Below are 23,566 nucleotides of genomic sequence, written 5' to 3'. Positions count from 1 at the left end.
CCACCGGCCGCTGACCACCGGCCGCTGACCACCGACTGCCGACCACCACCTCACGACCAGCAAAGGCAGATACGTATGCGCAGGATCATTGCGGGCGCCGCGGGGGCCGCGCTCGCCGCCACCGCCCTGGTGGGCGCCCTTCCGGGCGCCGCCTCGGCCACCGGCAGCGACGTCCACGCCCAGAAGAAGGTCTACAGCCAGAAGGCGAAGCCGACGCGGAAGTCGACCAAGTTCGACGCCTACTGCAACACCGTCTCCAACGGCCGCAAGATGGCCGGCATGGCGTGCTTCCGGGCCAAGGGCGACCGGGTCTGGATCAAGGACACCCTCAAGGACGGCCTGCGGGTCGAGGTCCGCGGAACGGTCAACTCCGGTGGCCAGCCCGGCTACCGGTGTTACGGCAACTACAAGGGCGGCTGGCAGGTCTGCAACTTCGACCGCCAGATGGCCGAGAAGCACGTCTTCCTCTGGTACGTCAGCACCTGGAAGGGCAACAAGATCAAGTGGACCAGCGACGAGAAGATGCTCAGGACCTCCTGAGCACCTCGCCGGCCCCGCCGGTCCGACGGGCCGGCGGGGCCATCCGACGCCGCGGCGGGCACCCCCGCCGCACCGCTGACGGCCCCGCCGGCCTGCCTTTGGCCTGCAACGAACCTTCTACCGGCCACGAGTTGGCCGAATCCCATCGCTCTTCCCGCGCTCCCGGGCCCCTCCCCCGCCTGTACCGGGGGCGGCCGGGCAACACCGTGACACTCCCGCCCCAGGGCCTCACCTTCGTGACCTTGGCATATGCCAGAGTCTCAAGCCGCAGTACAGAAAACCGAAGCCCGGCTCTTTTCGGTCAAGACCCCCTCCATCGAGGGCGGTTGGCCGCTATCGTGATAGCAGCCCCGTTGTCCGGGATCGGTCGTCCACGACGTCGTCCGGCCTGCCGACGGCGGTGACGACGCAAGCGGTACCAACCTGCTAGGGGGACACCGTGGCGCTGAAGCCCGAGCCGACCGCGCCGTTCCATTCGGTGCAGTACGCCCTTCGCGTGCTCGAAACGATCTCCAGGCACGCCGACGGCGTGACCGATGTGCAGATCGCCCGGGAAACCGGCCTGTCCCCGGGCCAGCTGGCCCACCTCCTGTCGATGCTGCGGCGCGAGGGCTATGTCGAGCAGGTCACCGACGGCGCGTACGTCGTCGGCGAATCGCTCCTGCTGCTGGGCTCCGGCGGCAACCGCGAGCAGGCGCTGCGCGACAAGCTGCAGCTCACCCTCGACCAGCTGCGGGACTCGGTCGGTGCGGCGGTCTACATCAGCCGGTACATCGACGGCGAGGTCAAGATCCTGCACTACGCCGACGGGCCGCTGGCGCCGAAGGTCAACGAGTGGGCCGAGTTCCGCCGTACGGCACACGCCAGCGCGGTCGGCAAATGCCTGCTCGCGCAGCTCGACCACGACGGCCGCAAGGACCACCTCTCACGCCACAAGACCGCCCGGCTCACCTCCCGGACGATCACCAACGAGAAGGTGCTCTTCCACAAGCTCGACAGCCAGCCGCCCACGGTCCCCGTCCTGGACCTCCAGGAGTACGCCGTCGGCACGGTCTGCGCCGCCGTACCGATCACAGCCGGTTCGACGGTGGGCTGCCTCGCCCTGTCGATGCCGCTGGAACACGCCCACCGCCTCCGCCAGGCCGCCGACACCCTCAACCGCAAGGCCGCACCGGTCCTGCTGTCGTTGGCGATCTGATCTGGGCGGGGGATGACTTGCTGCCGGAAGGGCGGCGGGCTCGAAGGGCGGCGGGCTCGAAGGCTGGAGGGCTCGAAGGCTGGCGGGCCAGCAGGCTCCCGGCGGGCCGGTGCTCTCGGCGGGTGGTCAGGAGCACCCCTCTCGACCAGGTAGTATTTCTTTCGTCAGCGCGCGCCGCTAGCTCAGTTGGTTAGAGCAGCTGACTCTTAATCAGCGGGTCCGGGGTTCGAGTCCCTGGCGGCGCACGTAGGAAGTGGGCGCCCTCGGTTTCCGGGGGCGCCCACTTCGTTGTGCCTGGGGGGGGGCGGGTCGCGGGTGGCGGAGCTACCGGCGGCGGACGGCTGATGGCGCGTCGACCGGGGGCCGACGGCGGGCGACCGATGGCGTTGTGAGCCGAGTCACGTGTACGAGCCGCGGCTGATGGAGCCCGGCCCACCCGTTATCCGGTCCGCCCGGTCACCGTTCCAGCAATGCCAGCCGGTCATGCTCGCGGTAGACGTCCAGCAGCGCGGCCCGGTCCTCCGCCGTGAACCTCCGGTATTCCAGGTGCCCCAGGTCTCCCGGCCCGGTCGCGCCCTCCCCTCTCGCGCTCCGCCCCATCGGCCTCCACCACACCGGGTCCGGGCAGCGGAAGCCGGCGCGGCGCAGCGCGACCCGGTGGACCTTGTTCGTGGCGGTGACCGGCAGCGCTGCCACCGTCCGTACGAAGCGGGGCGCCATCTTCGTCCCGAGATCGGGTTGCGCGGCGAGGAAGGCCGCGAAGTCCTCCCGGTCGAGTCCGGTCCCTTCGCGAAGTGAGAGGGCCGCCATCACCTGGTCGCCGGCCACCGGATCGGGCACGGCATACACCGCGACCCCGGTGGCCGGGGCGTAGCGGGCGAGGATGTTCTCGATCATCGCGGCGGCCAGGTTCTCGCTGTCGACCCGCAGCCGGTCGTCGGTCCGCCCGGCGAAGTGGAAGAACCCCTCGGTGTCCCGGAAGAAGAAGTCACCGGTCCAGTACCAGCCCGCCCCGACCCGCCCGCCCGTCGACCGGCCGCGTATGCGGTCCGCGGTCGCCTCCGGATTGCGCCAGTACCCCTCGAAGGAGCTGCGGCCCCGGTTGACCAGCTCGCCGATCGCCTCCTCCCCGTTGAGCAGCCGGCCGGCCGCGTCGAGCCGGGCGCGTGGGAGTTCCGCGCCGGTCTCCGGGTCGACGACGGCGAGATCGTCGCCGGGGGCGGGCCGGCCGATGGCGCCGGGCGGAGTGTCCGGGGTGCGCTGGATCGCCGCGCCGCCCTCGGAGGAGCCGTACCCCTCTATCAGGCGCACGCCGAACCGCTCCGCGAACCGGGCGATGTCGACGGCACCCGCCTCGGTGCCGAACCCGGTACGCAGCGGGTGATCGCGGTCGTCGGGGGCGGGCGGGGTGGCGAGCAGGTACTGCACGGCGCGCCCCACGTAGGTGAAGTACGTGGCGCGGTGGCGGCGTACGTCGGGGAGGAATGCGGAGGCCGAGAAGCGGCGGCGCAGCGCGATGCCCGCGCCGCCGGCCAGCGCGGGGGCCCAGCCGGCGATCACGGCGTTGCCGTGGAACATCGGCATGCAGAGGTAGTGCACGTCGTCCGGCCGCACTCCGAGGAAACCGACGAGCGAACGGCCGGCGGCGGCCAGCCGTCCCTGGGTGCAGAGGGCGGCCTTGGGCGCGCCGGTGGAACCGGACGTGAAGTAGAGCAGCATCCGCGTCCCCGGCTCCACGCCCCTCCGCCCCGCAACCGCGAGGGTCTCCATGGGCGAGGCTCCTTCGTACGGGTGCAGCAGCTCCTCATAGGCGGGGTCATCGACGATCAGAACCCGATCGGAGAACGGAATGCCGAGATCCAGTCCGGCGAGCATCGGCACGTAGGCACGTTCGGTGACGAGCAACGCGCAGTCGGTGTGCCGGACGTCGCGCATGAGCTCCGGGCCGCGGCGCGTGGGGTTGATCCCGGCCACGGCGGCTCCGGCGAGAGCCGCCGCGCTCAGCCACAGCGGATACTCGAGGACGTTGTCGAGCAGCACACCGATATGCGGTTCCGCCCCGCGCGGCAACAGGTCCCCCAGCAGCGCGGCCCGCGCCGCGGCACCCCCCGCCAGCTCGTGGTGCGTCAGCGTCCGCCCCCCGCACTGCACCCCGACCCGATGATCCCCCCACTGCCCCTGCACCAGGTCAGCGACGGTCCCCACACCGCAACCACCGCGACCGCCGGGACCACCGGGACCACCGCGACCGCCCTCCGCCCGCCGCCTCCTCCCGCTCGCGCCGTCGCCCTTGCCCGCGCTGGTGCCCTTACTCGTGCCCTTGCTCTTGCCCTCGCCCTTGGCCTTGCCCTTTGCCTTGCCTTTGGCCGCCGTCATGCCGCCGGACTGTAACTGACGTACCGTCAGCTTCCCACCCCTCTGACGGCCGGCGCGACCCACACAAGCCGCCTACTTCCCCCCTCCCTCCGGTCGGCCTCAACCCGTGGTACCAGCCCACACACCCCTCACAACCAACCCGTGGTGTGACGCCACCAACCCCCCGCCTCCGTAACGTAATTAACGCCTCCCCGGGAGAAGTCGGGGAGGCGTCAAGGGCAGGAACGCCCAAAGCAAGAGGGAGAGAGGAGGAGGTCAGAAATGGCAGCCGGTCAGGAGGAGGGGCGGCTCAGGACAGGTCGACGTCCGAGCAGGCGTAGAAGGCGTTGCCGGTGTCGGCGATGTTCCAGACCCCCAGGATGATGTGGCGGCCCGACTTCTGCGTGGGGATCGTGCCCTGATGCTGGACGGTCTCCCCGGGCCGTGCGCCGCCCATGGGGACCGTCATGAACGGCTCGGGTTCGAGGTCCGCGCGGGTGAGGGGCTTGGTGGGGTCGTAGCTGTCTTTGGTGATGAAGTACTCGAAGTCCGTGGTGGCGTGCCGCGCGGTGAGCCGCCAGGTGAAGGTGTAACCCTGCCCCGGAGTGAGCTTGGTGCCGGGCCACTTGCCGCCACGGGGATCGTCGAGCTGTGCGAAGTTGTCGTGACCCGCTGAGCAGATCTTGCCGTCCGCGGGACCTGCGGCGGGGAAGCCCTTGGGCCCTTCGACACTCTGCGGCTCGTACTGAATCGCGCCGCAGTCCTTGACGGTGCCGTTGGCACAGAGCGCCTGCCGGCTCGGGGGTGCATCGCTGTAGCCGTGACTGGACGCGCTACCCGTCGAGAACAAAGAGACACCGACGACCCCGAGCCCGATGACGGCAGCACTGATCTTTTTACGCATGCTTCGCTCCTGAAGAACGTGGGGGGAGTTCCATGAGCTGAGTGAAGTGCCGTGCGGTCTAGACCAAGTCGCAGACTAATTAAGGGCGTTAGGCATGTCCAGACCAATGCAATGACTGGATCCGGGCGCTCATCGGACCGCAGCGCTGATCGGATGGAGACCGGTCAATTGGGTCGCGGGTCGCTATCGGATGGAGACCGCTCACTGAGTCGATATGGGTAACCGGGTCGGGGCGGGTGACCGGGTCGATGTGGGTGGCGGGGGTGGGCGGTGACCGGATCGATGTGGGCAGCAGGTCTATACGGGTTCCGGAGACGGCGCGGGTGGCGGGCCGGGGCGAGCGCTGAAGGCGACGCGGGCGCCGGGGCGATGCGGGGGTTGGAGACGGGGCGGGCGGCGGATCGGCTCAGGTAGCGGACCGGCGCGGGTGTCGGGTCGGTGCGGGGGCTCGGAGACAGCGCAGGCGACGGACCGTCTCGAGTAGCGGACCGGCGGGGGGTGTCGGGCCGATGCGGGGGCTCCGAGGCAACGCGGGCGACGGATCGGCTCAAGTAGCGGACCGGCACGGGTGTCGGCGACGCGGCTGCCCGATCGACGAGGCTGTCCAATCGGCGTGGTGACTGGCTCGACGCGGTCACCAGATCGACGGCGTGACCAGACCAATGTCCAGATGAATATCCAGAGCAATGTTCAGGTCGCGGGGTGGGGAGGGGCGGGGGCGGGGGCGGAGGGTCGGAGCCGGGGGGGGCGGGGGGGGTGAGGGGCGGGGGGCGGGGGGGACGGGGACAAGCCGAGGGGGGACGTTCGGGGACGGGCGCCGGGACGCGCCGAGGGGAAAGTTGGGGACCGGGGGCAGAACGAGCCGAAAAGGAGGTACGGGGTCGAGGGCCGGGGCGAGCCCAGGAAGAGGTACGGGACAGGAGCCAGAACGAGCCGCGGGGGAGGTACTGGGACCGAGGGCCGGGACGAGCCCAGGGGGTGGGTCGGGGGCAGGGGCCAGGACGAGCCGAAGGGAAGTACCGGGGACCGAGGCACGGGACTAGCCCAGGGAGAGGCGCGGGGCCAGGGAGGCACGACGAGGCGATAAGGGGAGGTACGGGGAAAGGGACCGGGACCAGCCGAGGGAGAGGTGCGGGGACGGGGGCGGGCGGGTTGCGGGAGGGGCGGGTTAGGCGGCTGTGGGGAGGGGGGTGGTGGGGCGGGCGGCGGTGTGGACCAGGGCGGTGTAGGTGCGACGTAGGGCGATGAGGGATTCCTGGGCCTCGCGGTAGACGGCGGCGTCGGGGCCGCCGCGGTGGGCGAGGGTGCGTACGGGCGCGCAGTGGCGGTCCATCGCACTGAGCCAGGCGCGGTGCTGGGCCGGGAGATGGCGGCGCAGGAGTTGGCGGCGGCCCTCCCCCATGCGGCGGCCGCCGATGCCGAGTACCGCGTCGGCGGCCTGGAGTACGGGCGGCTCCAGGGCACCCTGTTCGACGAGCGCACCGAGCACCGCGCGCTGCTGCGGAGTGGCCGGCGCGGCCGCCAGGTTGGCGGCCTCCGCGTGGAGTTGGGCGCGCAGGGCGTGCTGGACGCGTACCAGGCGGCGGAGGGCCGTCGGCGTGGAGGAGTCGTCGGGCGAACGGCCCGCGAGGGTCTCGGCGAGCCGCAGCAGCCAGATCCCGTGTGCCTCCAAGCGGGTGGCGGCGAGCATCAGCCGGTCCAGGCGACTGAGCGGTTGCCCTTCGGGGGCCCAGCGCACGATGGGCACGAGCTGTTCGGTGCGGGCCAGTTGGTCGATGGGGATGTGGCGGCGGGGCTTGCGTTCGGGGGCCCAGTTGTGGAGGGCGAGGGTGGGCAGGGCGACGAACTGGTCGTGGTCGATGCGGTGCGCGATGGCCGCCCACAGTTCGAGGAACGCCTCGTCGGCGACCTCGCGTGCGGCCGGCGCCTGCGGGTCCAGTCCGCACCAGCCGCACGCCACCGCGATCACGGCGATGCGCATGGCCGCGGCTTCCGCATTGCGCGGCGAGAGTCGGGAGACCCGCTGCCGCAGGGCGGACAACACGTCGTCGCGATGGGCGCGTTCGACGAGTGCGACGGCGGTCCCGCGGTCGGGTGCGGTCGCGGCGGAACGTGCCATGGCGTCCAGCCGGCTCCACGTTCCGATCATGGAACGGACCGGTGGCCGCTCGGGCAGGAATCCGTGTACGCGGGGGTCGTGGCCCGCGCTCTGCTGCATCTGGCCGCCGGTGCTTCCCGTGCCACCAGCGCCGCCGGTCGACGGCTCCGCTTCCGTACCGCGCCGTGCCGCCGGTACGGAGCGGGGGGAGGGTCGGAGGTCAGTGCCGGTGGCGTCGGCGGGGGTAGCCGGGGCGGCATCGTCGGCCGCGGTGGTGGCGTCGGCAGGGGTAGCCGGGGCGGCCGGGGCGGCATCGTCGACGTCGTCGGCGGTGGCGGCGGTGGTAGCGGAGATGCCCGCGCCGCTGCGTCCGGTTGAGTTGGGGAGTGCTGTCGGCACATGGGTCGCTGGCGCCTCGGCCTGCCCGGGCGTCACCCCCGTCCCGGCAGCCGCACTCCCAGCCGTTCCTGCCTTGGCGACACCCGATCCCGTCTTGGCGGGACCCGTTCCTGTCTTGGCGACACCCGTTCCTGTCTTGGCGGGACGCGATCCCGTCTTGGCGGGACCTGGCATCGCCCCCGTCTCCGCCGTCCTCAGGGCGGCTCCCGTCTCGGCCGTACCCGGAGTCGCCACCGGCCGAGCAGCCGTCGTCCCGTCCGTCCCGGAAGCCGCCGTCACGGCCGTCCCAGGTGTCACTTGCGCCCCCGGGGTCGCCGCCGTCACCGTCGTAGCTTCAGCCGCTACCCCCACTCCAACAACAGCAGCTGCATCCGTCCGCACTGCTGCCCTCGTCCGCGCAACTGCATCTGTCCGGGCCGCTGCCGGCGTCCCCGGGGCATCGCTCCCCCGCGCCGTTGCCGCTCCCGTTGCCGTTCCCGTTACCGCCGCCGTGGTCCTGATCGTCGTCTCCCCCATCAGCCTTTCAGCCCTCCCTAGCTTTTCCCCGTGAGCAGCCGGGCCAGGTGCATGTCCATGTCGAGATAGCGGCTCTCGTCGCCGGGTGGGACGATCGCCGCGGTCTGCTCCAGCCAGGCGGTGAGCTCCGCGGCGCGCACCGTCAGCTCACAGACGCTGTCGTCGGTGGTCAGCTCGATGTGCACCCGACGCTGCTCGCCCGGCCGGCGGAACGGCCACACCCGTACGTCGCCCTCACCGGCCTCGTCGTACAGCCCGACCAGCAGCAGGTCACGGGCGAAGACCCAGGTGGCGACCGTGCGGCCGCGGCTGATGAAGGCCACCTCGACCTCGTACGGGCGGTCGCTGCGGTAGCTGAACCGGCCGGCCACCGGAACTGCTTCGTCCGGTCCGAGGAGGAGCCGCATCTCGAGAGTGCGTTTGGCTGTCGACACCACGACGATCAACCTTTCCGACAGAGGGGCGAGTCCCGGGTGCCCGGTCCGGGGCGCGCGTCCTGGCAGACGTTGCTGTGGAGGGTGGGGTTGCGGGATGCGAAGGAGGAGTGACGGACGCCATGGCCGCCTCCCTCTTCGTGTGCTCGTTCCGTTCGCCTTGGCTCTTGGCTGCAGCCTCTCAATCGCCAGGACATATCGCATGTTGACGGGGCAACTGCTGCGCTACGGCCGTGGGATCGGTGAACTCGATCTTCACAGAGCAGATCGGGCGGCTCGGGAGTCGAAGGTCCCAAGATCAGGGGACTTTCGACCGTGGGGGGAGTGGGATTTGCGCAGTACGGGGCGGTGGATGGTGGGGGGCGACCGGGGGGTGGGCGTCGGACGCTTCGGGTGGGGTGGGTGGCCGGGAGTGCCGACCAGGGGGAGGAGCGGCGGGGCAGCGAGTGCAGGCGGGAGTGGCCGGGATCACATGCGCGGGGTGCGTGAGCTGGGCTGTCCGGGGTACGGAGCACCGCCCGAGGTCGTGTAGAGTTCTTCACGTCAGCAGGCGCCGCTAGCTCAGTTGGTTAGAGCAGCTGACTCTTAATCAGCGGGTCCGGGGTTCGAGTCCCTGGCGGCGCACTGTAGGACTGAGGCCCCTCGCCAATGGCGGGGGGCCTCAGTCGTGTCCTCGGCGGTACGCCGGTGTGGGCCGTGGGTCATGCGCTGTGGGCGGTGGACCGGACTGGCTGCGAGGTGTCAGCCGGACTGGGCTGTGGGCTGTCGGCCGGACTGAGCTGTGGGGTGTGGGTCGACTGGACCGTGGGTGGGCCTGGCTGTGGGCTGTGGGTCGGGCTGTCGGGCGCGCGGTCGGGGTGATCTTCGTTCCCGGCAGCATCCGGAGGACGAGCGGGGCGAGGGCGCCCGCCAGGGCGTGCCAGACCGCCGGCCGCCGTTCATCGGGAGGAGCAGTGCTCTGACGGCGGCCACCGAGAGGATCATGCCGAGCAGTACGCCGACCGGCACCGTGCCTCGGCCAGTGGCCGCCGCGAGCGGGCCGGCCAAGGCGATCCGGTGGGCCTCGGCTCCGGGAATGCGTATGCGTCCGGGAAGCTGCCGGTCCTCGTCGGCCACGAAGTCCTCAGCTTCGCCCTGGCCCCGGCCGCCGGGCTCCTTCCCTCTTCCTGTGGCCGCCCGCCCCGGCCCCACACCGCGCCGACCCCGTAGCACTCCGCTCCTCAAGCCTCACACCGCCGCGCCGTGCGACGCGCTCATGGGCACCGAAGGCCGGCTGCTCCGGAAGCCGGCCGGGAGGGTGACCCGGCTCTCGTCCACCCGGTGGGCCCGGCACGGCGGCCCGGTGATCGCCGTGCCGTCCCCCCAGGCCATGGCCGCGGCGGCGATCGCCCACGAGGTGGTGATCTTCCGTAGAGCGCCGCGGGTCAGGGTGCTGCCGGCGGGCAGGGCGCGGCCGGCGAGCTGGGCCTCGATGCCGGAGCGGCGTACGGCGCCGACCGTGCCCCACTCGGGCCGCGCTGGCGCGTAGGCGACGAGCAAGGCCCCCGGGGCTCCCGGAGCCGGGATACCCGGGGCCCACGCAGAAGGTGGCGGGGGATGCCTCGGCCCCCCTCGGGGGCGGGGAGGCGGACGGTGTAGCCGACTGGCGGTGTAGTCAGCTTCGGGCGCGGATCGGCTGACGCTGCCTGCGCGTTCGACGTGGCGTACGGCGACGATGGGCCGCTCCTTGCTGACATGGCCGTGCGGGCGATCTGGGCGGCGGTGGGGCTGCGAGCCGTGAAGCGTCTTGGGTACGGCGACGAGAGCCGCGGCTCGGGTTGGTGTGGCCGTTGCGTCCGGCGTGCCGCGGTCGTCCTTGCGCGCCCCGTGCTCGTCCCTTCGTGCGCCACCACCCTCCGGCCGTACGCGACCACCCTCCGGCCGTACGGGACCACCCTCCGGCCGTACGGGACCACCCTCCGGCCGTACGCCACCCCGTCCGGCCTACGCCACCGCCGCCCGCTCGTACGCCACCACGGCCCGGTCGTGCGCCGCCGGTGTTCCCTTCGTGCGCCGGCTCGAATCGGTGCCTCCGCATGTGGTGTGCGCGCCCCGTCGAGTGCCAGCTCATACGCACGCCGTGCGGTGGTCCCGACGGGCCGGGCATGGTGGGTCGGCCGCGTACGTTCGCCACTCGCCAGCAGCGGAGTATCGGCCACCCCGTCAAAAGAGGGCGCCAAGTGGGCATTTTCGGGCGGTTACGGGCTCGGGTGATGTGCGCTCCGCCATACACCGTCCCGCATGGCACAGCCTTGCCCGTATCCCCCTTGGACCGTCTTGCGATCAAGGGATCCGGTTCGGGACCCTGACCTGGGAACTCGGCCGAAAAGTGGCTGGGCTCATGGGAGTTGGGGACTAAGGGATACGTCGGCTGGCGTGATGTGGACGCCGGGGAACCCGTGGCTCGGAAGAGCGGCCGGGGCGCCCGTCACACCGCCGGAAACGGCCGCCGCCGCCCGCCGGCGCGGCGGCCCGACATCAACGAGCCCGAGTCGGTCGAGGGGGACCGAGGAATCGGGCCATCAGGAGATACGGCACGCAGCAGGCGCTGCGTGCGGGGGGATGGACTCATGACGTCGCCGCCTGACGACGTCCGGCCGCAGCATTCGCGCGGTCCGGACCCGGACAATCCGCTTCCACACGATCACGGGCCGCCGGCCCACGATCCGCCGCCGTACGACTCGCCTCCACACAGTGCGCCTTCGCACGGTGTGCCTCCGCACGGTGCGCCTCCACACCACGCGCCTCCACAAGGGGCGCCTCCCTACCCCGCGCCTCCCCACCCCACACCTCCGCACCACGCGCGCACAGACACTCACCCACACCACTCACCCCCCGTCCCCCCACCAGCCCCCATCCCCCCACCACCGCCCATCACCGCCCGGCCGCGCCTGCGACGGCAGCAGTCACCGCAGAGGCACCAGCACAGGCACTACACGCAGCAGGCGCAGCAGGCGCGGCAGCACGAGCATCAGCAGGAGCAGCAGCACGAGCCGCAACAGGACCGGCAGCACGGTCGGCAAAAGGAGCGGCAGAAGAAACAGCGTCAGCAACAACAGTGGCGACAGCAGCGCCAGCAACGCCAGCGGCGACAGCAGCAGCGGCAGCAACGGCGCAGCTCGCAGGAGGCGCTGCCGCGTTATGACTACGAGCACCACAGCCGGCTGGCCGGGCCGTTGACGCAGCCGGAGCCGGAGCCGGGGTGCCCGTACCGGGTGCGTTATCGGTCACTGCTCGCCGGGGAACCGCACCGGGTGCGTGCGGCGTTGTTGCTGGGGGCCGCGCCGTTGCTCTCGCTGGGGTTGCTGACGTGGCTGCTGCAGCCCGGGCACTGGACGCATCGCGACTATCCGGCGCACGCCTTCCTGCCGGCGCTGGACTCCGTGATGCTGGTCTCGATCGGGCTGATCGAGTTCTTCCGCTGCATGAACGTGCTCTCCAACGCGCACGCCACGCTCGTCGCCCGCGACCCCGTGCCGGTCGTGCCCGAAAGCGGCACCCGGGTCGCCTTCCTCACCTCCTTCGTGCCCGGCAAGGAACCGCTGGCCATGGTGACGAGGACGCTGGAGTCGGCGGTCCGGGTGCGGCATCGCGGGCCGGTGCACGTCTGGCTGCTGGACGAGGGGGACGACCCCGAGGTCAAGGAGGTCTGCCGGCGGCTGGGGGTGCGCCACTTCACCCGTAAGGGCATCCCGGAGTGGAATCAGGCCAAGGGGCCACATCGCGCCAGAACCAAGCACGGCAACTACAACGCCTGGCTGCAGGCGCACGGCGACGACTACGACTTCTTCGCGTCCGTCGACACCGACCATGTGCCGCTGCCCAACTACCTGGAGCGGATGCTGGGCTTCTTCCGCGACCCGGACGTCGGGTTCGTCATCGGCCCGCAGGTGTACGGGAACTACGACAGCTTCGTCACCAAGGCCGCCGAATCGCAGCAGTTCCTCTTCCACGCGCTGATCCAGCGGGCCGGGAACCGTTACGGCGCGCCGATGTTCGTCGGCACCTCCAACGCCGTACGCATCAAGGCGCTCAAGCAGATCGGCGGGCTGTACGACTCGATCACCGAGGATATGGCCACCGGCTTCGAGATGCACCGCGCCAAGAACCCGGCGACGGGACGGAAGTGGAAGTCCGTCTACACCCCGGACGTGCTCGCCGTCGGCGAGGGCCCCACCGCCTGGACGGACTTCTTCACCCAGCAGCTGCGCTGGTCACGCGGGACGTACGAGACGATCCTCAAGCAGTTCTGGAAGGCGCCGTTCACGCTGTCCCCGGGGCGGCTCTTCAACTACACCCTGATGGTCATCTTCTATCCGATGTCGGCACTGAACTGGCTGCTGGCGGCGCTTAGTTGTTCGCTTTTCCTGGGGTTGGGCGCCTCGGGTGTCAACATCGATCCGGCCGTCTGGCTGATGTTGTACGGCAACGCGTCGGCGCTGCAGATCGGGCTGTACGTGTGGAACCGGCGACACAACGTCTCGCCGCACGAGCCGGAGGGGTCGGGCGGGGTGGCCGGGATGGTGATGTCGGCCCTGTCGGCGCCGATCTACGCGCGGGCGCTGTGCGATGCGGTGCTGCGCCGCAGGAGCCGGTTCGTGGTGACGCCGAAGGGTGATGCGTCGAGCCCGGACACGCTGCTGGGGACGTTCCGGGTGCATCTGTTCTTCCTGATCGTCTTCGGGGGATCGCTGGTGGCCTCGTTCGTCCTGGGGCACAGCCATCCGGCGATGATCGTATGGGCCGTGCTGGCGATGCTGATCACGATCGCGCCGATCGTCGCCTGGCGGCTGTCCGTACGCAGGGAGAAGCGGCAACGGCAACGGCAACGGCGACAGGCCGAGGCAGCCGGCGGGCACGCGTCCTACGCCCTCCCCGGCCACGCCGCCGGCTCCCCCGCCGACCCCTCACCGACCGCCCCGCACGACGGACGCGACGGAAGCGACGGAGGCGACAGACGCAACAGGCGCAATGGACAGAACGAATACAGCGAACGCGCCGACCACATCGACCACGCCGACGGCACCGACCCCACCCACCCTGCCCACCACACCGACGGCACCGACGGCACCGACGGCACCGCGCAGATCCAGCCCACCGCTCACTCCGGTGAGACCCTGCAGACCGCTCTTGGGGGACGTCACTCATGAAGTACCGTCCGAGCCGTCGCCTGCGTCGACTGACGATCGCGACGGCGGTGGTGCTCGCGCTGGCCGGGGTGAACGGGCCGGTTCTCTACGGCTTCGCCTCGGAGGAGTACCACCAGTACAAGATCAACCAGCCCGGGTACAAGGCGACGAACGGCCACTGGGAGGTCGTCGACGTCCCCGCCGCGTACCGCATCAACACCATCCACGCGGCCTTGCTGCACACCGGCAAGGTGTTGCTGGTCGCCGGCTCCGGCAACAACGCCGCGAACTTCCGCGCCAAGTCGTTCCGTACGGTCCTGTGGGACCCCGTGAAAAACACCTTCACCAACATCCCCACGCCCAAGGACCTCTTCTGCTCCGGGCACACCCAACTGCCGGACGGCAAGCTGCTGGTGGCGGGCGGCACCCAGCGCTACGAGAAGCTGAAGGGGGACGTGAAGAAGGCCGGCGGGCTCATGATCGTCTACAACGAGGACCCGGACGGGCCCCGGACGTTCCCGGCCGGCACGCTCTTCACCGGCCGGGAGAACGGCAAGACCTTCGCGTCCAAGGACCCGGTGGTCGTGCCGCGGGCGAAGAAGGCCAAGGACCCGGCGACCGGCCGGGTGACCGTGACCCACAGCGAGGCGCGGATCTACGTCGAGGCTCTCAAGAACGGCCGGAAGTACGCCACCGGCGCGCAGGACAACTACCGCATCCACGGCCTGACCGGCGCCGATGCCCGCAACTTCTACGGCATCGCGCAGAAGCTCTCCTTCGACAAGAAGGACTTCCAGGGCATCAAGGACGCCTTCGAGTTCGACCCGGTGGCCGAGCGCTACCTCCGCGTCGACCCGATGAACGAGGCCCGCTGGTACCCGACGCTGACCACGCTGCAGGACGGCACGGTGCTGTCCGTCTCCGGACTGGACGAGATCGGGCAGGTCGTGCCCGGCAAGCAGGAGATCTACGACCCGGCGACGAAGAAGTGGCACTACCTGCCGCAGCCGCGCTTCTTCCCCACCTATCCGGCGCTCTTCCTCACCGACCGGGGCCGGATCTTCTACACGGGCTCCAACGCCGGTTACGGCCCCGACAACGTCGGCCGGACGCCCGGGATCTGGGACCTGCGGTCGAACTCCTTCCGGCCGGTGCCCGGGATGAGCGACCCGGACCTCCTGGAGACGTCGATGTCGGTGCTGCTGCCGCCCGCCCAGGACCAGCGGTACATGGTGCTGGGCGGCGGCGGGGTCGGCGAGGACCCGCGGTCCACGGACCGGACCCGGATCGTCGACCTGCACGAGACCGCACCACGCTTCCGGGACGGGCCGCGGCTGTACGCCAAGGCCCGCTACCCGAGCAGCGTGATCCTGCCCGACGACACCGTGCTCACCACCAATGGCTCGGGGGACTACCGGGGGCGCAGCGACTCCAACGTCCTCAAGGCGGAGCTGTACGACCCGGCCGCCGGCACCGCCCGGCCGGTGGCCGACCCGCTGGTGGGCCGCAACTACCACTCCGGTGCGCTGCTGCTGCCGGACGGCCGGGTGATGACCTTCGGCTCCGACTCCCTCTACGGCGACAAGGACAACACCCGGCCGGGCGTCTTCCAGCAGCAGATCGACCTCTACACACCGCCGTACCTCTTCCGGTCCTCGCGCCCCCAGCTGGTGGACACCGGTCCCGCACCCCGGACGGTCCGGCTCGGCGGTACGGCCACCTACCGCGCCCCGCACGCCGCGGCGATCAGGAGGATGCGGCTGATCCGTCCCGGGTCGTTCACCCATGTCACCAACGTCGAACAGCGGTCGGTCGCGCTGGACTTCCACGTGACCAAGGGGGGCGGCGGGGTGACGGTGACACTGCCGTCGGACCCGTCGCTGGTGCCGCCCGGGTGGTACATGCTGAACGCGGTCGACCGGGCGGGCACCCCGTCGAAGGCGGTGTGGGTGAAGGTCCCTCCGGCGGGAGGGAGTTGAAGGAGTTGAACCGGCTTGGAGGGGCCCCGGGGGCGAGTGGCAGGGATCCCGGGCCGGGTCGCAGGGACCCCGGGCCGGCGCGGCGATCGTGTCAGCGGGCGTTGTGGGCGTGTCAGCGGGCGCTGCGGGCGGTGTGGGCATTGCGGGCGAGTTCGAGGGCGTAGGCCGGCCACCAGTCGCCCGCCTTCGGGCCGCCCTTGCAGGTGCCGTCGGACTCCCCTGGGCGCTTGATCCAGAGGTAGCCGGATATCAGGGGGTCGCCGGTCCGGGTGGTGGGCGGGGTGCCCAGGGCGCGGCCGGGTGGGTTGCACCAGCTCTCCCGGTCGTCGCCGCCCGGCGCCGGGCCGTTGCCGTTGCGGCTGGTGTCGATGACGAAGTGCTTGCCGCCGACGAGGGCGGAGAGGCGTTTGCCGTAGGCGCTGTTCTCCTTGGTGGTCTGGTAGTTGGAAATGTTCAGTGCGAAGCCGTCGGCGCGGTCGATACCGGCCCGCTTGAGGGGCTCGGCGATCCGGCCCGGGTCCTTGATCCAGTGCGGATTGCCGGCGTCCAGATAGACCGTGGTGTGCGGCAGCGCCTTGAGCTTGCCGACCGCCTCTGTCAGCAGGGCGTAGCGCTCCTCCTGGAACTGCGGCGGAGTGCATCCGTCCGCGAGGTGCGGCAGCGCGTCCGGCTCCAGGACGACCGTCGCGGCGCGGTCGCCGATGCCCTTGACGACGCCGTCCAGCCAGGCGCGGTACGCGTTGCCGTCGGCGGCGCCGCCGCGGGAGTAGCGGCCGCAGTCGCGGTGCGGGATGTTGTAGAGGACCAGCAGCACCTCACGGCCGGCCCGGTCGGCCGCCTCGGTGAAGCCGCGGGCCTGGCCCTGGGGGTTGTCGACGCCTATCCATTCGGCGACCGGCTGCCTGGCGATCCGGTCGACCAGCCGGGCGTCGCCGGCCTTGCCTTCCTTGCCGTAGGCGGACACCTGGCGGGCGGCCGTACTGTCCGGATTGACCCAGTACGGCGTCACGGACCGGGGGCGCTGGCCGGGCCGGCCGGGCACGGAGACGTCACCGCCGCCGCTGCCGGACGACGAGCAGCCCGCGAGCAGCAGCATCACCGCCGCGAGCGGCGCCACCCCTTTCGCGGCGGACCGCCGCAGTTTGCCGTACATCCTCTCCCCCCTCGGAGCACGGAACACATGAAACGAACAGAACAGACGGAACGGATGGACCAGATGGAACGGATGGAACGGACAGGCTGAAGAAGATGGAACGGACGGAGGACGCCGGCGCGCGACCGGCACAAGACCGGCAAATGTCCGCCGGCCGAAGCCATCGTGGCACACCGCAACCCCGTCGAAGTCGGCCTGTGGACAACCTGTCCACAGGCCCTGCCGCGGCGGGGCGTAGGCACGGCGTAGGCAGTGGCGTAGCGCGTCAGTGGCGGGGTGCGCCGGCGGGTTGATAGCCCGTCAGGTAGGCCGAGATCACTGCCACGCCCCTGCCGTCGGGGGCCTCGCCGGTCAGCCGGAGTTCGGCGCGGCCGGGGTCGTGGGCGGCGTAGGCCGTACGGGCGTCGAAGCGGGCCCGGTCGTAGAGCTGGACGTCCTCGACGGTGAACCGGACCGTACTCCCGTCGGAGCGCAGGACGTCGACCCGCTCCCCCGGCGTGAGACCGCCGAGCGACGGACGGCCGCCCCCGGTCGGGCCGCCCCGACCGCCGGTCACGCCGTCCCGGCCACCGGTTGCCTCCGCGCTACCGCTACCGCTCCCGCCCCGCAGGCTGAGCAGCGCCGCGCCCGGCTCCCCCGGCTGCGGCCCCCGGGCGTACCACCGGATCGCCACGTCGGACATCCCCAGTGCCGCAATGCGGAGCCGGCTCGGCCGTACGGTGTCGGGGGCCGGGACCGGGGCGTGGGCATGAGCGTGGGCGTGGGTGTGGGTGTGGGTGTGCGGGGGTGCCTGGCGGCCCAACGGGCGGCCGACGGCGGCGACATCACCGGTCGTGGTGAGCGGGGCGGCCACGCCGCCGGACAGGTCGCGGCCCCACAGCCACAGTCCCAGCAGCAGGACCGCCCAGGTCACTCCGGCCAGCAGCTGTCCGGGGCGGCCGTGTCCGGTGGTCAAGGCCGGGTCCTTGTCCGCCGAGGATCCCTCGTTCGTGCGGGATGCCTCGCCCGCGCGGGAGCCTTCGTCGACGCGGATGCCTTTGCCCGCACGCGGCCCCTCGTCCGTCCGGAGCCCCCCGTCCACCCAGGGAGCCACGGCAGCCCGGGGGCTCTCGGTGGCCCGGCGCTTCTCCTCAGCCCTCATCCGCCTCGCCCTGCCGTTCGCGGCGTAGTCGCAGCCGGAGCCGCAGCAGCTGGCCCGCGATGACCAGGACGGCGCCGCCGGCCAGCACCAGACCGACGGCCGAGGTGCTGCTCAGCTCGCGGCGCGGGGCCGCGTGCGGGGTCGGGCGGAGCGGTGCCGGCCCGGACACGGCGGCCGCGAGCCGGGCGGGCGCGAGTCGGGTGGTGGGCGCGGGGTGCGCGCCGCCGTGGGCGGCCGGGGGGCGGGTGACGGAGACCGTGTCGGTCCGGGCGCCGTACGGGTCCGCCGCGTACGCGGGCGCCATCGTCACCGCGGCGGCCGCGACCGCGGCGCAGAGAGCGAGTTGCGGTGAGCCCATGGTGAACCTCCGATGCCTTTGAAGGTCCGCCCCCACGGGCCCGCCCGCATCCGGTGCGGCCCGAAGCTGCGCCGTTCGGGTGGCGGGGCGCCTCCCGGAGTCGGAGGGATGCGCTCATCGGCGGCATCCCCTCCGGCTCCGCCCGTGCCTGCGTGAGCATCCCGACCGACGACCGGGCGTGCACCGGTTACCCCTGAGTCAGCCGTCCGTTCGGCGCGAGCCGGCTACCGCAGGCTGGGAATATCCCCCGCCCCGGCCGCGTTCTGGCCCGCGAGGGGGCGCTCGCAACCCTTACGGGATCTGTTCGACTAACCCCTAGCTAGACTAGGGCGATCCCCCTAGAGCGAGCCGAAGATCCCGCCGCCATAGGGCGCCCCGAAGTCCCCGCCCCGGCCGTCCCTCGTCATCTCCCCGATCTCGCCGGCCGCTCACCGGACCTCTCCCCGGCGCCCATCAAGGCCCCCTCCCGGCCGTCCATCAGTCATCTCCTCGTGATGGCGCACCGGCCGGAGCTGCTCGTACGGTAGGACCATGACCGAGCGTAAGCCCATCGAATCCTGGCTCACCGACATGGACGGCGTCCTGATGCACGAAGGCGTTCCCGTGCCGGGGGCCGATCGCTTCATCAAGAAGCTGCGCGATTCCGGCCGGCCCTTCCTGGTGCTCACCAACAATTCCATCTACACCGCGCGGGATCTGCACGCCCGGCTGAACCGGATCGGGCTGGAAGTGCCGGCCGAGAACATCTGGACTTCCGCTCTGGCGACCGCCACGTTCCTGGACAACCAGCATCCGGGCGGTACGGCGTACGTCATCGGCGAGGCGGGACTGACCACCGCGCTGCACGACGCCGGTTATGTCATGACGGACCTGAACCCGGATTTCGTGATTCTGGGCGAGACGCGGACGTATTCCTTCGAGGCGCTGACCAAGGCGATCCGGCTGATCAATGACGGCGCCCGTTTCATCGCCACGAATCCCGACAACACCGGCCCCTCCCCCGCGGGTGCCCTGCCGGCGACCGGATCGGTGGCGGCGCTGATCACCAAGGCGACGGGCAAGGACCCGTACTTCGTCGGGAAGCCCAACCCGCTGATGATGCGCAGCGCGTTGAACGCCATCGGTGCCCACTCCGAGTCCTCCGCCATGATCGGCGACCGTATGGACACCGATGTGCTGGCGGGGCTGGAGGCGGGGATGGAGACCTTCCTGGTGCTGACGGGGCTGACGAGTCGTAGCGACATCGATCATTACCCGTACCGCCCGACCAATGTGGTGGACTCGATCGCGGACATCGTCGACCTGGTCTGAGCCCGCAGCACCGTGGCCAGGGGTGGCCCCCCGCGTCACGGCGGCGGGCCCGCCCCCGTCACCCGGCCCCGGCCCGGCCCCGCCACCGCCCCCCGGTCAGCTTCCGGTCGCCGTCCTCCAGGCGTCCACGTACGAGTCCAGGTTCTTGCCGATGTCCTTCCAGTCGGGCCGGAAGACCCGGAATCGCGGGACAGCCGGTGGACCAGCAGCATCGGCAGCGCCCCCGGCGTACCGATCAGCAACGCCTCGCGGGGCGTGGCCAGTACGGCCTCCAGCCGCTCGTCCGCGTCACCGAAGGCGATGCCGAGCCGCTCGTGGAGGTAGGCGTAGAAGGACGAATCCGGCGCGAAGTCGGTGGCCAGGCCCGGGACCCGGGCGACTGCGACCTAGGTGCTCTCCAGCCCGACCCGCTCGTCGTCGGCGAGCAGTACCGGCTCCATGTGCCATACGGGATCGCCCACTTCGAGGCCCAGGTCGGTGGCGAGCGCCGGCGGGCAGGGGAAGCGGTCCAGGCCGACGAGGTGCCGGCCGGGCCGGCGGCCCTGGCCGCGTACACCCTCCGTATAACTGGCGAGGGCGAGCGACTGCTCCAGCTTGGGCCCGGCGACGACCGTGCCGCGCCCCGCCCGCCGCAGCCGCCCCTCCAGGACGAGCTCGCGCAGGGCCTGGCGCAGCGTCTCGCGCGAGACCTCGAAGCGCGCCGCCAGTTCGCGCTCGGTGGGCAGCACCTCACCCTCGCCCAACTCCGCGAGCGGCGCGGCGATTTCCACCTTGGCCGCGTAGTACTTGGGGATGCGACCGTGCTCGGGAACGCCGGACCGGACGGGCGCGCCAGGACCCTGGCCGTGGCTGAACTCCACGCGGTGATCCTCACACCCGGGGGCGGGCCGGCCGGGGACCGGGCCGCGGAAATCCCGGAGACACCCGGCCCGGCCGCTGGCACGCTGGACGCATGCTCGATCACATCGCGGTCCAGGTGACGGACGTGGCGGCCAGCGCCGCCTTCTACGACCAGGTGCTCGCCCCGCTCGGCGGCGTACGGACGAAGGAGTTCGGGGAGTTCCGCTGCTTCGGCACGACGGGCCACACGCTCTGGCTCGTCCCGGCCACGGACGAGGGCCCGGGCCGCGAACTCCATCTGGCGTTCAGCGCGCCGGACCGGGCGGCGGTCGATGCGTTCCACGCCGCGGCGCTGGCGGCCGGCGCGGAGTCGCTGCACGCGCCGCGGGTGTGGCCGGAGTACCACGACGCCTACTACGGCGCGTTCGTCCGCGATCCCGACGGCCACAACATCGAGGCGGTCTGCCACACGCCGTAGGGGGCTCCGGGGGGAAGGGAAATACGGCGCCTCCCTCCCCGCCCGCCGGCCTGTCCCGTCAGCCCCCCTGACCCGCCTGCCGTACGGGCCGGTGGCTGCCGAAGAGCGGGGCGAGGACCAGCTCCGCCGCGCCGTCGGCGACCGTGCGGGCGCCGCCGGGGGCGAGCGCCACGGACACCGCGGTACGGGCGCCGGGGCCGGCACTGCCGCGGGTGCGGGCCTGGGCGGCGAGCGCCCGGGACACCTCGCCCAGGAACTCCTCGGGGTGGTCGAGCACGGTGCGCCCGCCGAGCAGGACCCGGTCGATGTCGAGGAGTTCGACGAGATTGGCCGCGCCCACGCCCAGCGCCCGCGCCGCGCCCGGGAGATCACCGCGGGCGACCGCCGCCAGACACAGCGCCTCTATGCAGCCCCGCTGCCCGCAACTACAGCGGGGGCCGTCCAACTGCACGATCTGGTGGCCGAATTCGCCGGCGCCGGTGCGCGGGCCACGGTAGAGGCTGCCGCCCAGCACGAGCCCGGCGCCGAGGCCGGTGCCCAGGTGCAGATAGCCGAACGAGCCCGCGCCCGCGGGCATGCCCTGCGCCAGCCCGAGCGCCGCGGCGTTGGTGTCCTTGTCGAGCACGGCGGGCAGGCCGAACCGCGCGGCGAGGACGTCCCGCAGCGGGAAGCCGTCCCACTCCGGAGCGCCGGTGACGCGGTGCAGCACGCCTGCCGTGTGGTCCAGCGGGCCCGGGCAGGCCACCCCCACGCCCAGGACCGGTGGTCCCGCTTCCTCGGCGAGCAGCGCCGCGACCTCCCGTTCGACCGTACCGAGCACCTGCTCCGCGCCCGCGGCGAAGGCGAGCGGGGCGTGCCGGACGGCGACCGCGCTTCCGGCGAGGTCGACGCGGACGGCGGTGAGCTCGTCGCGGTCCAGATGCAGGCCGAGGGCATGCCGGGCGCCGGGGACCAGCCGCAGGACGGTGGCGGGTTTGCCGCCGGTCGAGGCGCGGCGGCCCGCCTCGGCGGCCAGGCCCTCGGTGCGCAGCCGCGCGGTGATCTTGCTGACGGCCTGCGGGGTGAGCCCGGTCCGCGCGGCGAGCTCCAGCCGGCTGACCCCTGCTTCCCCGGCCGCCCGCAGCAGGCCCAGCACCAGCGCGGTGTTGTGCCCGCGCAGCGCGGGGAGGTTGGCACCCGCAGCCCCGGCGACGTCACCGACGCCACCGACGCCACCGAAAGAGGGGAAATCGTTGCTGGTCACACCCCCATTGTCCGACAAGGCTTGCACTTAAGCAACAGCGTTGCTTAAGTGGTGGGTATGAGTGAGACGAGCGACAAGAGCCCGATCGGCGCACCGCAGCGGAACGGCGACTCCCCCGGCGCACCCCTGCGGGTCGGCCTGCTCGGCTACGGCCTGGCCGGCTCCGTCTTCCACGCCCCGCTGATCGCGGCCACCGACGGCCTGCTGCTCGACACCGTCTCCACCAGCAGCCCGGAACGGCAGGCGCAGGCCCGCGCCGAGCATCCGCAGGTGCGGACGGTCCCCACCGCCGAGGCGGTCCTCGACCGCGCCGCCGAGCTGGACCTGATCGTCGTGGCGTCGCCCAACAAGACCCATGTGCCGCTCGCCACCGCGGCGTTGGAGGCCGGACTGCCGGTGGTCGTCGACAAGCCGCTGGCCGCCACGGCCGCCGAGGCCGACAAGCTCGCCGCGCTCGCCGCCGACCGCGGTCTGCTGCTCTCCGTCTTCCAGAACCGCCGCTGGGACAACGACTTCCGCACCGTCCGCAAACTCATCGAGGAGGGCGCCCTCGGCGACGTCCAGCGCTTCGAGTCCCGCTTCGAGCGCTGGCGCCCGACCCCCAAGGGCGGCTGGCGCGAATCCGGCGACCCCGCCGAGATCGGCGGACTCCTCTACGACCTCGGCAGCCACCTCGTCGACCAGGCGCTGACCCTCTTCGGCCCGGTCGTCTCCGTCTACGCCGAGTCCGACGTCCGCCGCCCGGGCGCCGAGGCCGACGACGACACGTTCATCGCCCTCACCCACGCGGGCGGCGTCCGCTCCCACCTCTGGGTGAGCGCCACCGCCGCCCTGCTGGGCCCCCGCTTCCGGGTACTGGGCAGCAAGGCGGGCTACACCAAGCACGGCCTCGACCCCCAGGAGGCCGCCCTCCGCGAGGGCCGCCGCCCCGGCGACGAGGGCATCGAGTGGGGCGTGGAACCGAAGGCCTGCTGGGGCCGGCTCGGCGCCGGGGCCTCCCCCCGAATGGGCGGCGGCGACCCCGTACCGACCCTGCCGGGCGACTACCCCGCGTACTACACCGCGATCGCCCGCGCCCTGCGCGGTGGCGGCGACCCCCCGGTCACCGCCACGGAGGCCGCGGCCACCCTCCGCGTCCTGGAGGCCGCAAAACGATCGGCGGCGGAGGGGTCCGTGGTGCTTTGCTAGTTCCCCTCACGTACCCGCCTCTCCCGCCGTTCCGCTGCGCTTTGCGGCGCCTCCCACGTAGTTGGCCGTCGCGCCGTGGGGGTTGCTCGTCGTTGCGCTTTGCGGCGCTGCGTACGTGGCTGTCTGCGGCGCCGCGGGTGTTGTTCGCCGTTGCGCCTGCGGCGGGCATGGGTGGGTGTCGGGTGCGGTGACGGGCCTGCGGGGCCGGTGTTTGGGACTGCTGTCGCTTTACGTCCCAAACACCGGCCCCTCCGGCCCGTCCC

17 protein-coding genes, 2 tRNA genes and 1 pseudogene are annotated in these 23,566 nt (G+C 71.9%); 9 read left to right on the top strand and 11 right to left on the bottom strand.

Annotation, left to right across the window (positions count from 1 at the left end):
* Positions 1-75 precede the first annotated feature (75 nt).
* The 3 genes from ACGF4C_RS37625 to ACGF4C_RS37615 all read left to right on the top strand — a co-directional run bounded on the left by ACGF4C_RS37625 (position 76) and on the right by ACGF4C_RS37615 (position 1,983).
* Entirely contained in the window at positions 76-540 is a 465-nt protein-coding gene (locus ACGF4C_RS37625) for a hypothetical protein (protein ID WP_030414004.1), read from the top strand.
* Positions 541-979: 439 nt separating this feature from the next.
* Positions 980-1,738, top strand: a complete 759-nt coding sequence (locus tag ACGF4C_RS37620; protein WP_030414003.1) for an IclR family transcriptional regulator — start codon at positions 980-982, stop codon at positions 1,736-1,738.
* A 171-nt stretch (positions 1,739-1,909) separates the two neighbouring features.
* A tRNA-Lys gene (locus ACGF4C_RS37615) sits at positions 1,910-1,983 on the top strand.
* Between the two features lie 211 nt (positions 1,984-2,194).
* On the opposite strand, the gene ACGF4C_RS37610 is transcribed toward ACGF4C_RS37615, so the two are convergent.
* The 4 genes from ACGF4C_RS37610 to ACGF4C_RS37595 all read right to left on the bottom strand — a co-directional run bounded on the left by ACGF4C_RS37610 (position 2,195) and on the right by ACGF4C_RS37595 (position 8,417).
* Positions 2,195-4,114 carry an AMP-binding protein gene (locus ACGF4C_RS37610; protein ID WP_393572878.1) on the bottom strand — a complete coding sequence of 640 codons (1,920 nt, stop codon included), beginning with the start codon at positions 4,112-4,114 and terminating at the stop codon, positions 2,195-2,197.
* A gap of 289 nt (positions 4,115-4,403) precedes the next feature.
* On the bottom strand, positions 4,404-4,997 hold the full coding sequence (locus ACGF4C_RS37605; protein WP_201807780.1) for a lytic polysaccharide monooxygenase: 594 nt from the start codon (positions 4,995-4,997) through the stop codon (positions 4,404-4,406).
* A gap of 1,168 nt (positions 4,998-6,165) precedes the next feature.
* The gene (locus ACGF4C_RS37600) at positions 6,166-7,494 is read right to left on the bottom strand and encodes a hypothetical protein (protein WP_393572876.1); all 1,329 of its coding nucleotides are present in this window, start codon (positions 7,492-7,494) and stop codon (positions 6,166-6,168) included.
* Between the two features lie 533 nt (positions 7,495-8,027).
* Positions 8,028-8,417 carry an SsgA family sporulation/cell division regulator gene (locus ACGF4C_RS37595; RefSeq protein WP_051799255.1) on the bottom strand — a complete coding sequence of 130 codons (390 nt, stop codon included), beginning with the start codon at positions 8,415-8,417 and terminating at the stop codon, positions 8,028-8,030.
* Between the two features lie 577 nt (positions 8,418-8,994).
* Between ACGF4C_RS37595 and ACGF4C_RS37590 the strand changes: the two genes are divergently transcribed.
* A tRNA-Lys gene (locus ACGF4C_RS37590) sits at positions 8,995-9,068 on the top strand.
* A 603-nt stretch (positions 9,069-9,671) separates the two neighbouring features.
* Here the strand turns inward: ACGF4C_RS37590 and ACGF4C_RS37585 are convergent.
* Positions 9,672-9,983 carry a hypothetical protein gene (locus ACGF4C_RS37585; protein WP_393572873.1) on the bottom strand — a complete coding sequence of 104 codons (312 nt, stop codon included), beginning with the start codon at positions 9,981-9,983 and terminating at the stop codon, positions 9,672-9,674.
* 1,406 nt (positions 9,984-11,389) lie between these two features.
* Positions 11,390-11,593, bottom strand: coding sequence for a hypothetical protein (locus ACGF4C_RS37580; RefSeq protein WP_393572900.1), 204 nt, complete (start codon positions 11,591-11,593; stop codon positions 11,390-11,392).
* A gap of 21 nt (positions 11,594-11,614) precedes the next feature.
* On the opposite strand from ACGF4C_RS37580, the gene ACGF4C_RS37575 reads away from it, so the two are divergent.
* Both ACGF4C_RS37575 and ACGF4C_RS37570 read left to right on the top strand, forming a co-directional pair.
* Positions 11,615-13,633 carry a glycosyltransferase family 2 protein gene (locus ACGF4C_RS37575; protein ID WP_393572895.1) on the top strand — a complete coding sequence of 673 codons (2,019 nt, stop codon included), beginning with the start codon at positions 11,615-11,617 and terminating at the stop codon, positions 13,631-13,633.
* A complete protein-coding gene (locus ACGF4C_RS37570; RefSeq protein ID WP_393572871.1) occupies positions 13,630-15,591 on the top strand; it encodes a galactose oxidase-like domain-containing protein in 1,962 nt (653 codons plus the stop codon). Before ACGF4C_RS37575 ends, ACGF4C_RS37570 begins: the two co-directional genes overlap by 4 nt.
* 112 nt (positions 15,592-15,703) lie before the next feature.
* Here ACGF4C_RS37570 and ACGF4C_RS37565 read toward each other — a convergent pair whose 3' ends face one another.
* The 3 genes from ACGF4C_RS37565 to ACGF4C_RS37555 all read right to left on the bottom strand — a co-directional run bounded on the left by ACGF4C_RS37565 (position 15,704) and on the right by ACGF4C_RS37555 (position 18,243).
* Complete coding sequence (locus ACGF4C_RS37565; protein ID WP_393572869.1) at positions 15,704-16,744, bottom strand: glycoside hydrolase family 6 protein; 1,041 nt, start codon at positions 16,742-16,744, stop codon at positions 15,704-15,706.
* Between the two features lie 265 nt (positions 16,745-17,009).
* Positions 17,010-17,699: a class F sortase gene (locus tag ACGF4C_RS37560; RefSeq protein WP_393572867.1), complete on the bottom strand. Its 690-nt coding sequence runs from the start codon at positions 17,697-17,699 to the stop codon at positions 17,010-17,012.
* Positions 17,700-17,874: 175 nt separating this feature from the next.
* Positions 17,875-18,243 (bottom strand): hypothetical protein, encoded by a 369-nt coding sequence (locus tag ACGF4C_RS37555; protein ID WP_393572865.1) that lies wholly within the window; start codon positions 18,241-18,243, stop codon positions 17,875-17,877.
* A gap of 531 nt (positions 18,244-18,774) precedes the next feature.
* Here ACGF4C_RS37555 and ACGF4C_RS37550 point away from each other — a divergent pair.
* The gene (locus tag ACGF4C_RS37550) at positions 18,775-19,554 is read left to right on the top strand and encodes an HAD-IIA family hydrolase (RefSeq protein WP_393572863.1); all 780 of its coding nucleotides are present in this window, start codon (positions 18,775-18,777) and stop codon (positions 19,552-19,554) included.
* 35 nt (positions 19,555-19,589) lie between these two features.
* Here ACGF4C_RS37550 and ACGF4C_RS37545 read toward each other — a convergent pair.
* Positions 19,590-20,414: pseudogene (locus ACGF4C_RS37545) on the bottom strand (GntR family transcriptional regulator).
* Positions 20,415-20,506: 92 nt separating this feature from the next.
* Here ACGF4C_RS37545 and ACGF4C_RS37540 point away from each other — a divergent pair.
* On the top strand, positions 20,507-20,872 hold the full coding sequence (locus tag ACGF4C_RS37540) for a VOC family protein (RefSeq protein WP_393572861.1): 366 nt from the start codon (positions 20,507-20,509) through the stop codon (positions 20,870-20,872).
* A gap of 58 nt (positions 20,873-20,930) precedes the next feature.
* Here the strand turns inward: ACGF4C_RS37540 and ACGF4C_RS37535 are convergent, their stop codons facing one another.
* A complete protein-coding gene (locus ACGF4C_RS37535; protein WP_393572859.1) occupies positions 20,931-22,115 on the bottom strand; it encodes an ROK family protein in 1,185 nt (394 codons plus the stop codon).
* Between the two features lie 57 nt (positions 22,116-22,172).
* On the opposite strand from ACGF4C_RS37535, the gene ACGF4C_RS37530 reads away from it, so the two are divergent.
* On the top strand, positions 22,173-23,303 hold the full coding sequence (locus ACGF4C_RS37530) for a Gfo/Idh/MocA family oxidoreductase (RefSeq protein WP_393572857.1): 1,131 nt from the start codon (positions 22,173-22,175) through the stop codon (positions 23,301-23,303).
* Positions 23,304-23,566: the final 263 nt, after the last annotated feature.

It is taken from the genome of Streptomyces sp. NPDC048197 (genome assembly GCF_043202395.1).
Taxonomy (GTDB): Bacteria; Actinomycetota; Actinomycetes; order Streptomycetales; family Streptomycetaceae; genus Streptomyces; species Streptomyces siderophoricus.
Note: the sequence above shows the minus strand (reverse complement) of the source record. Positions and strands in the feature narration are given on the sequence as shown.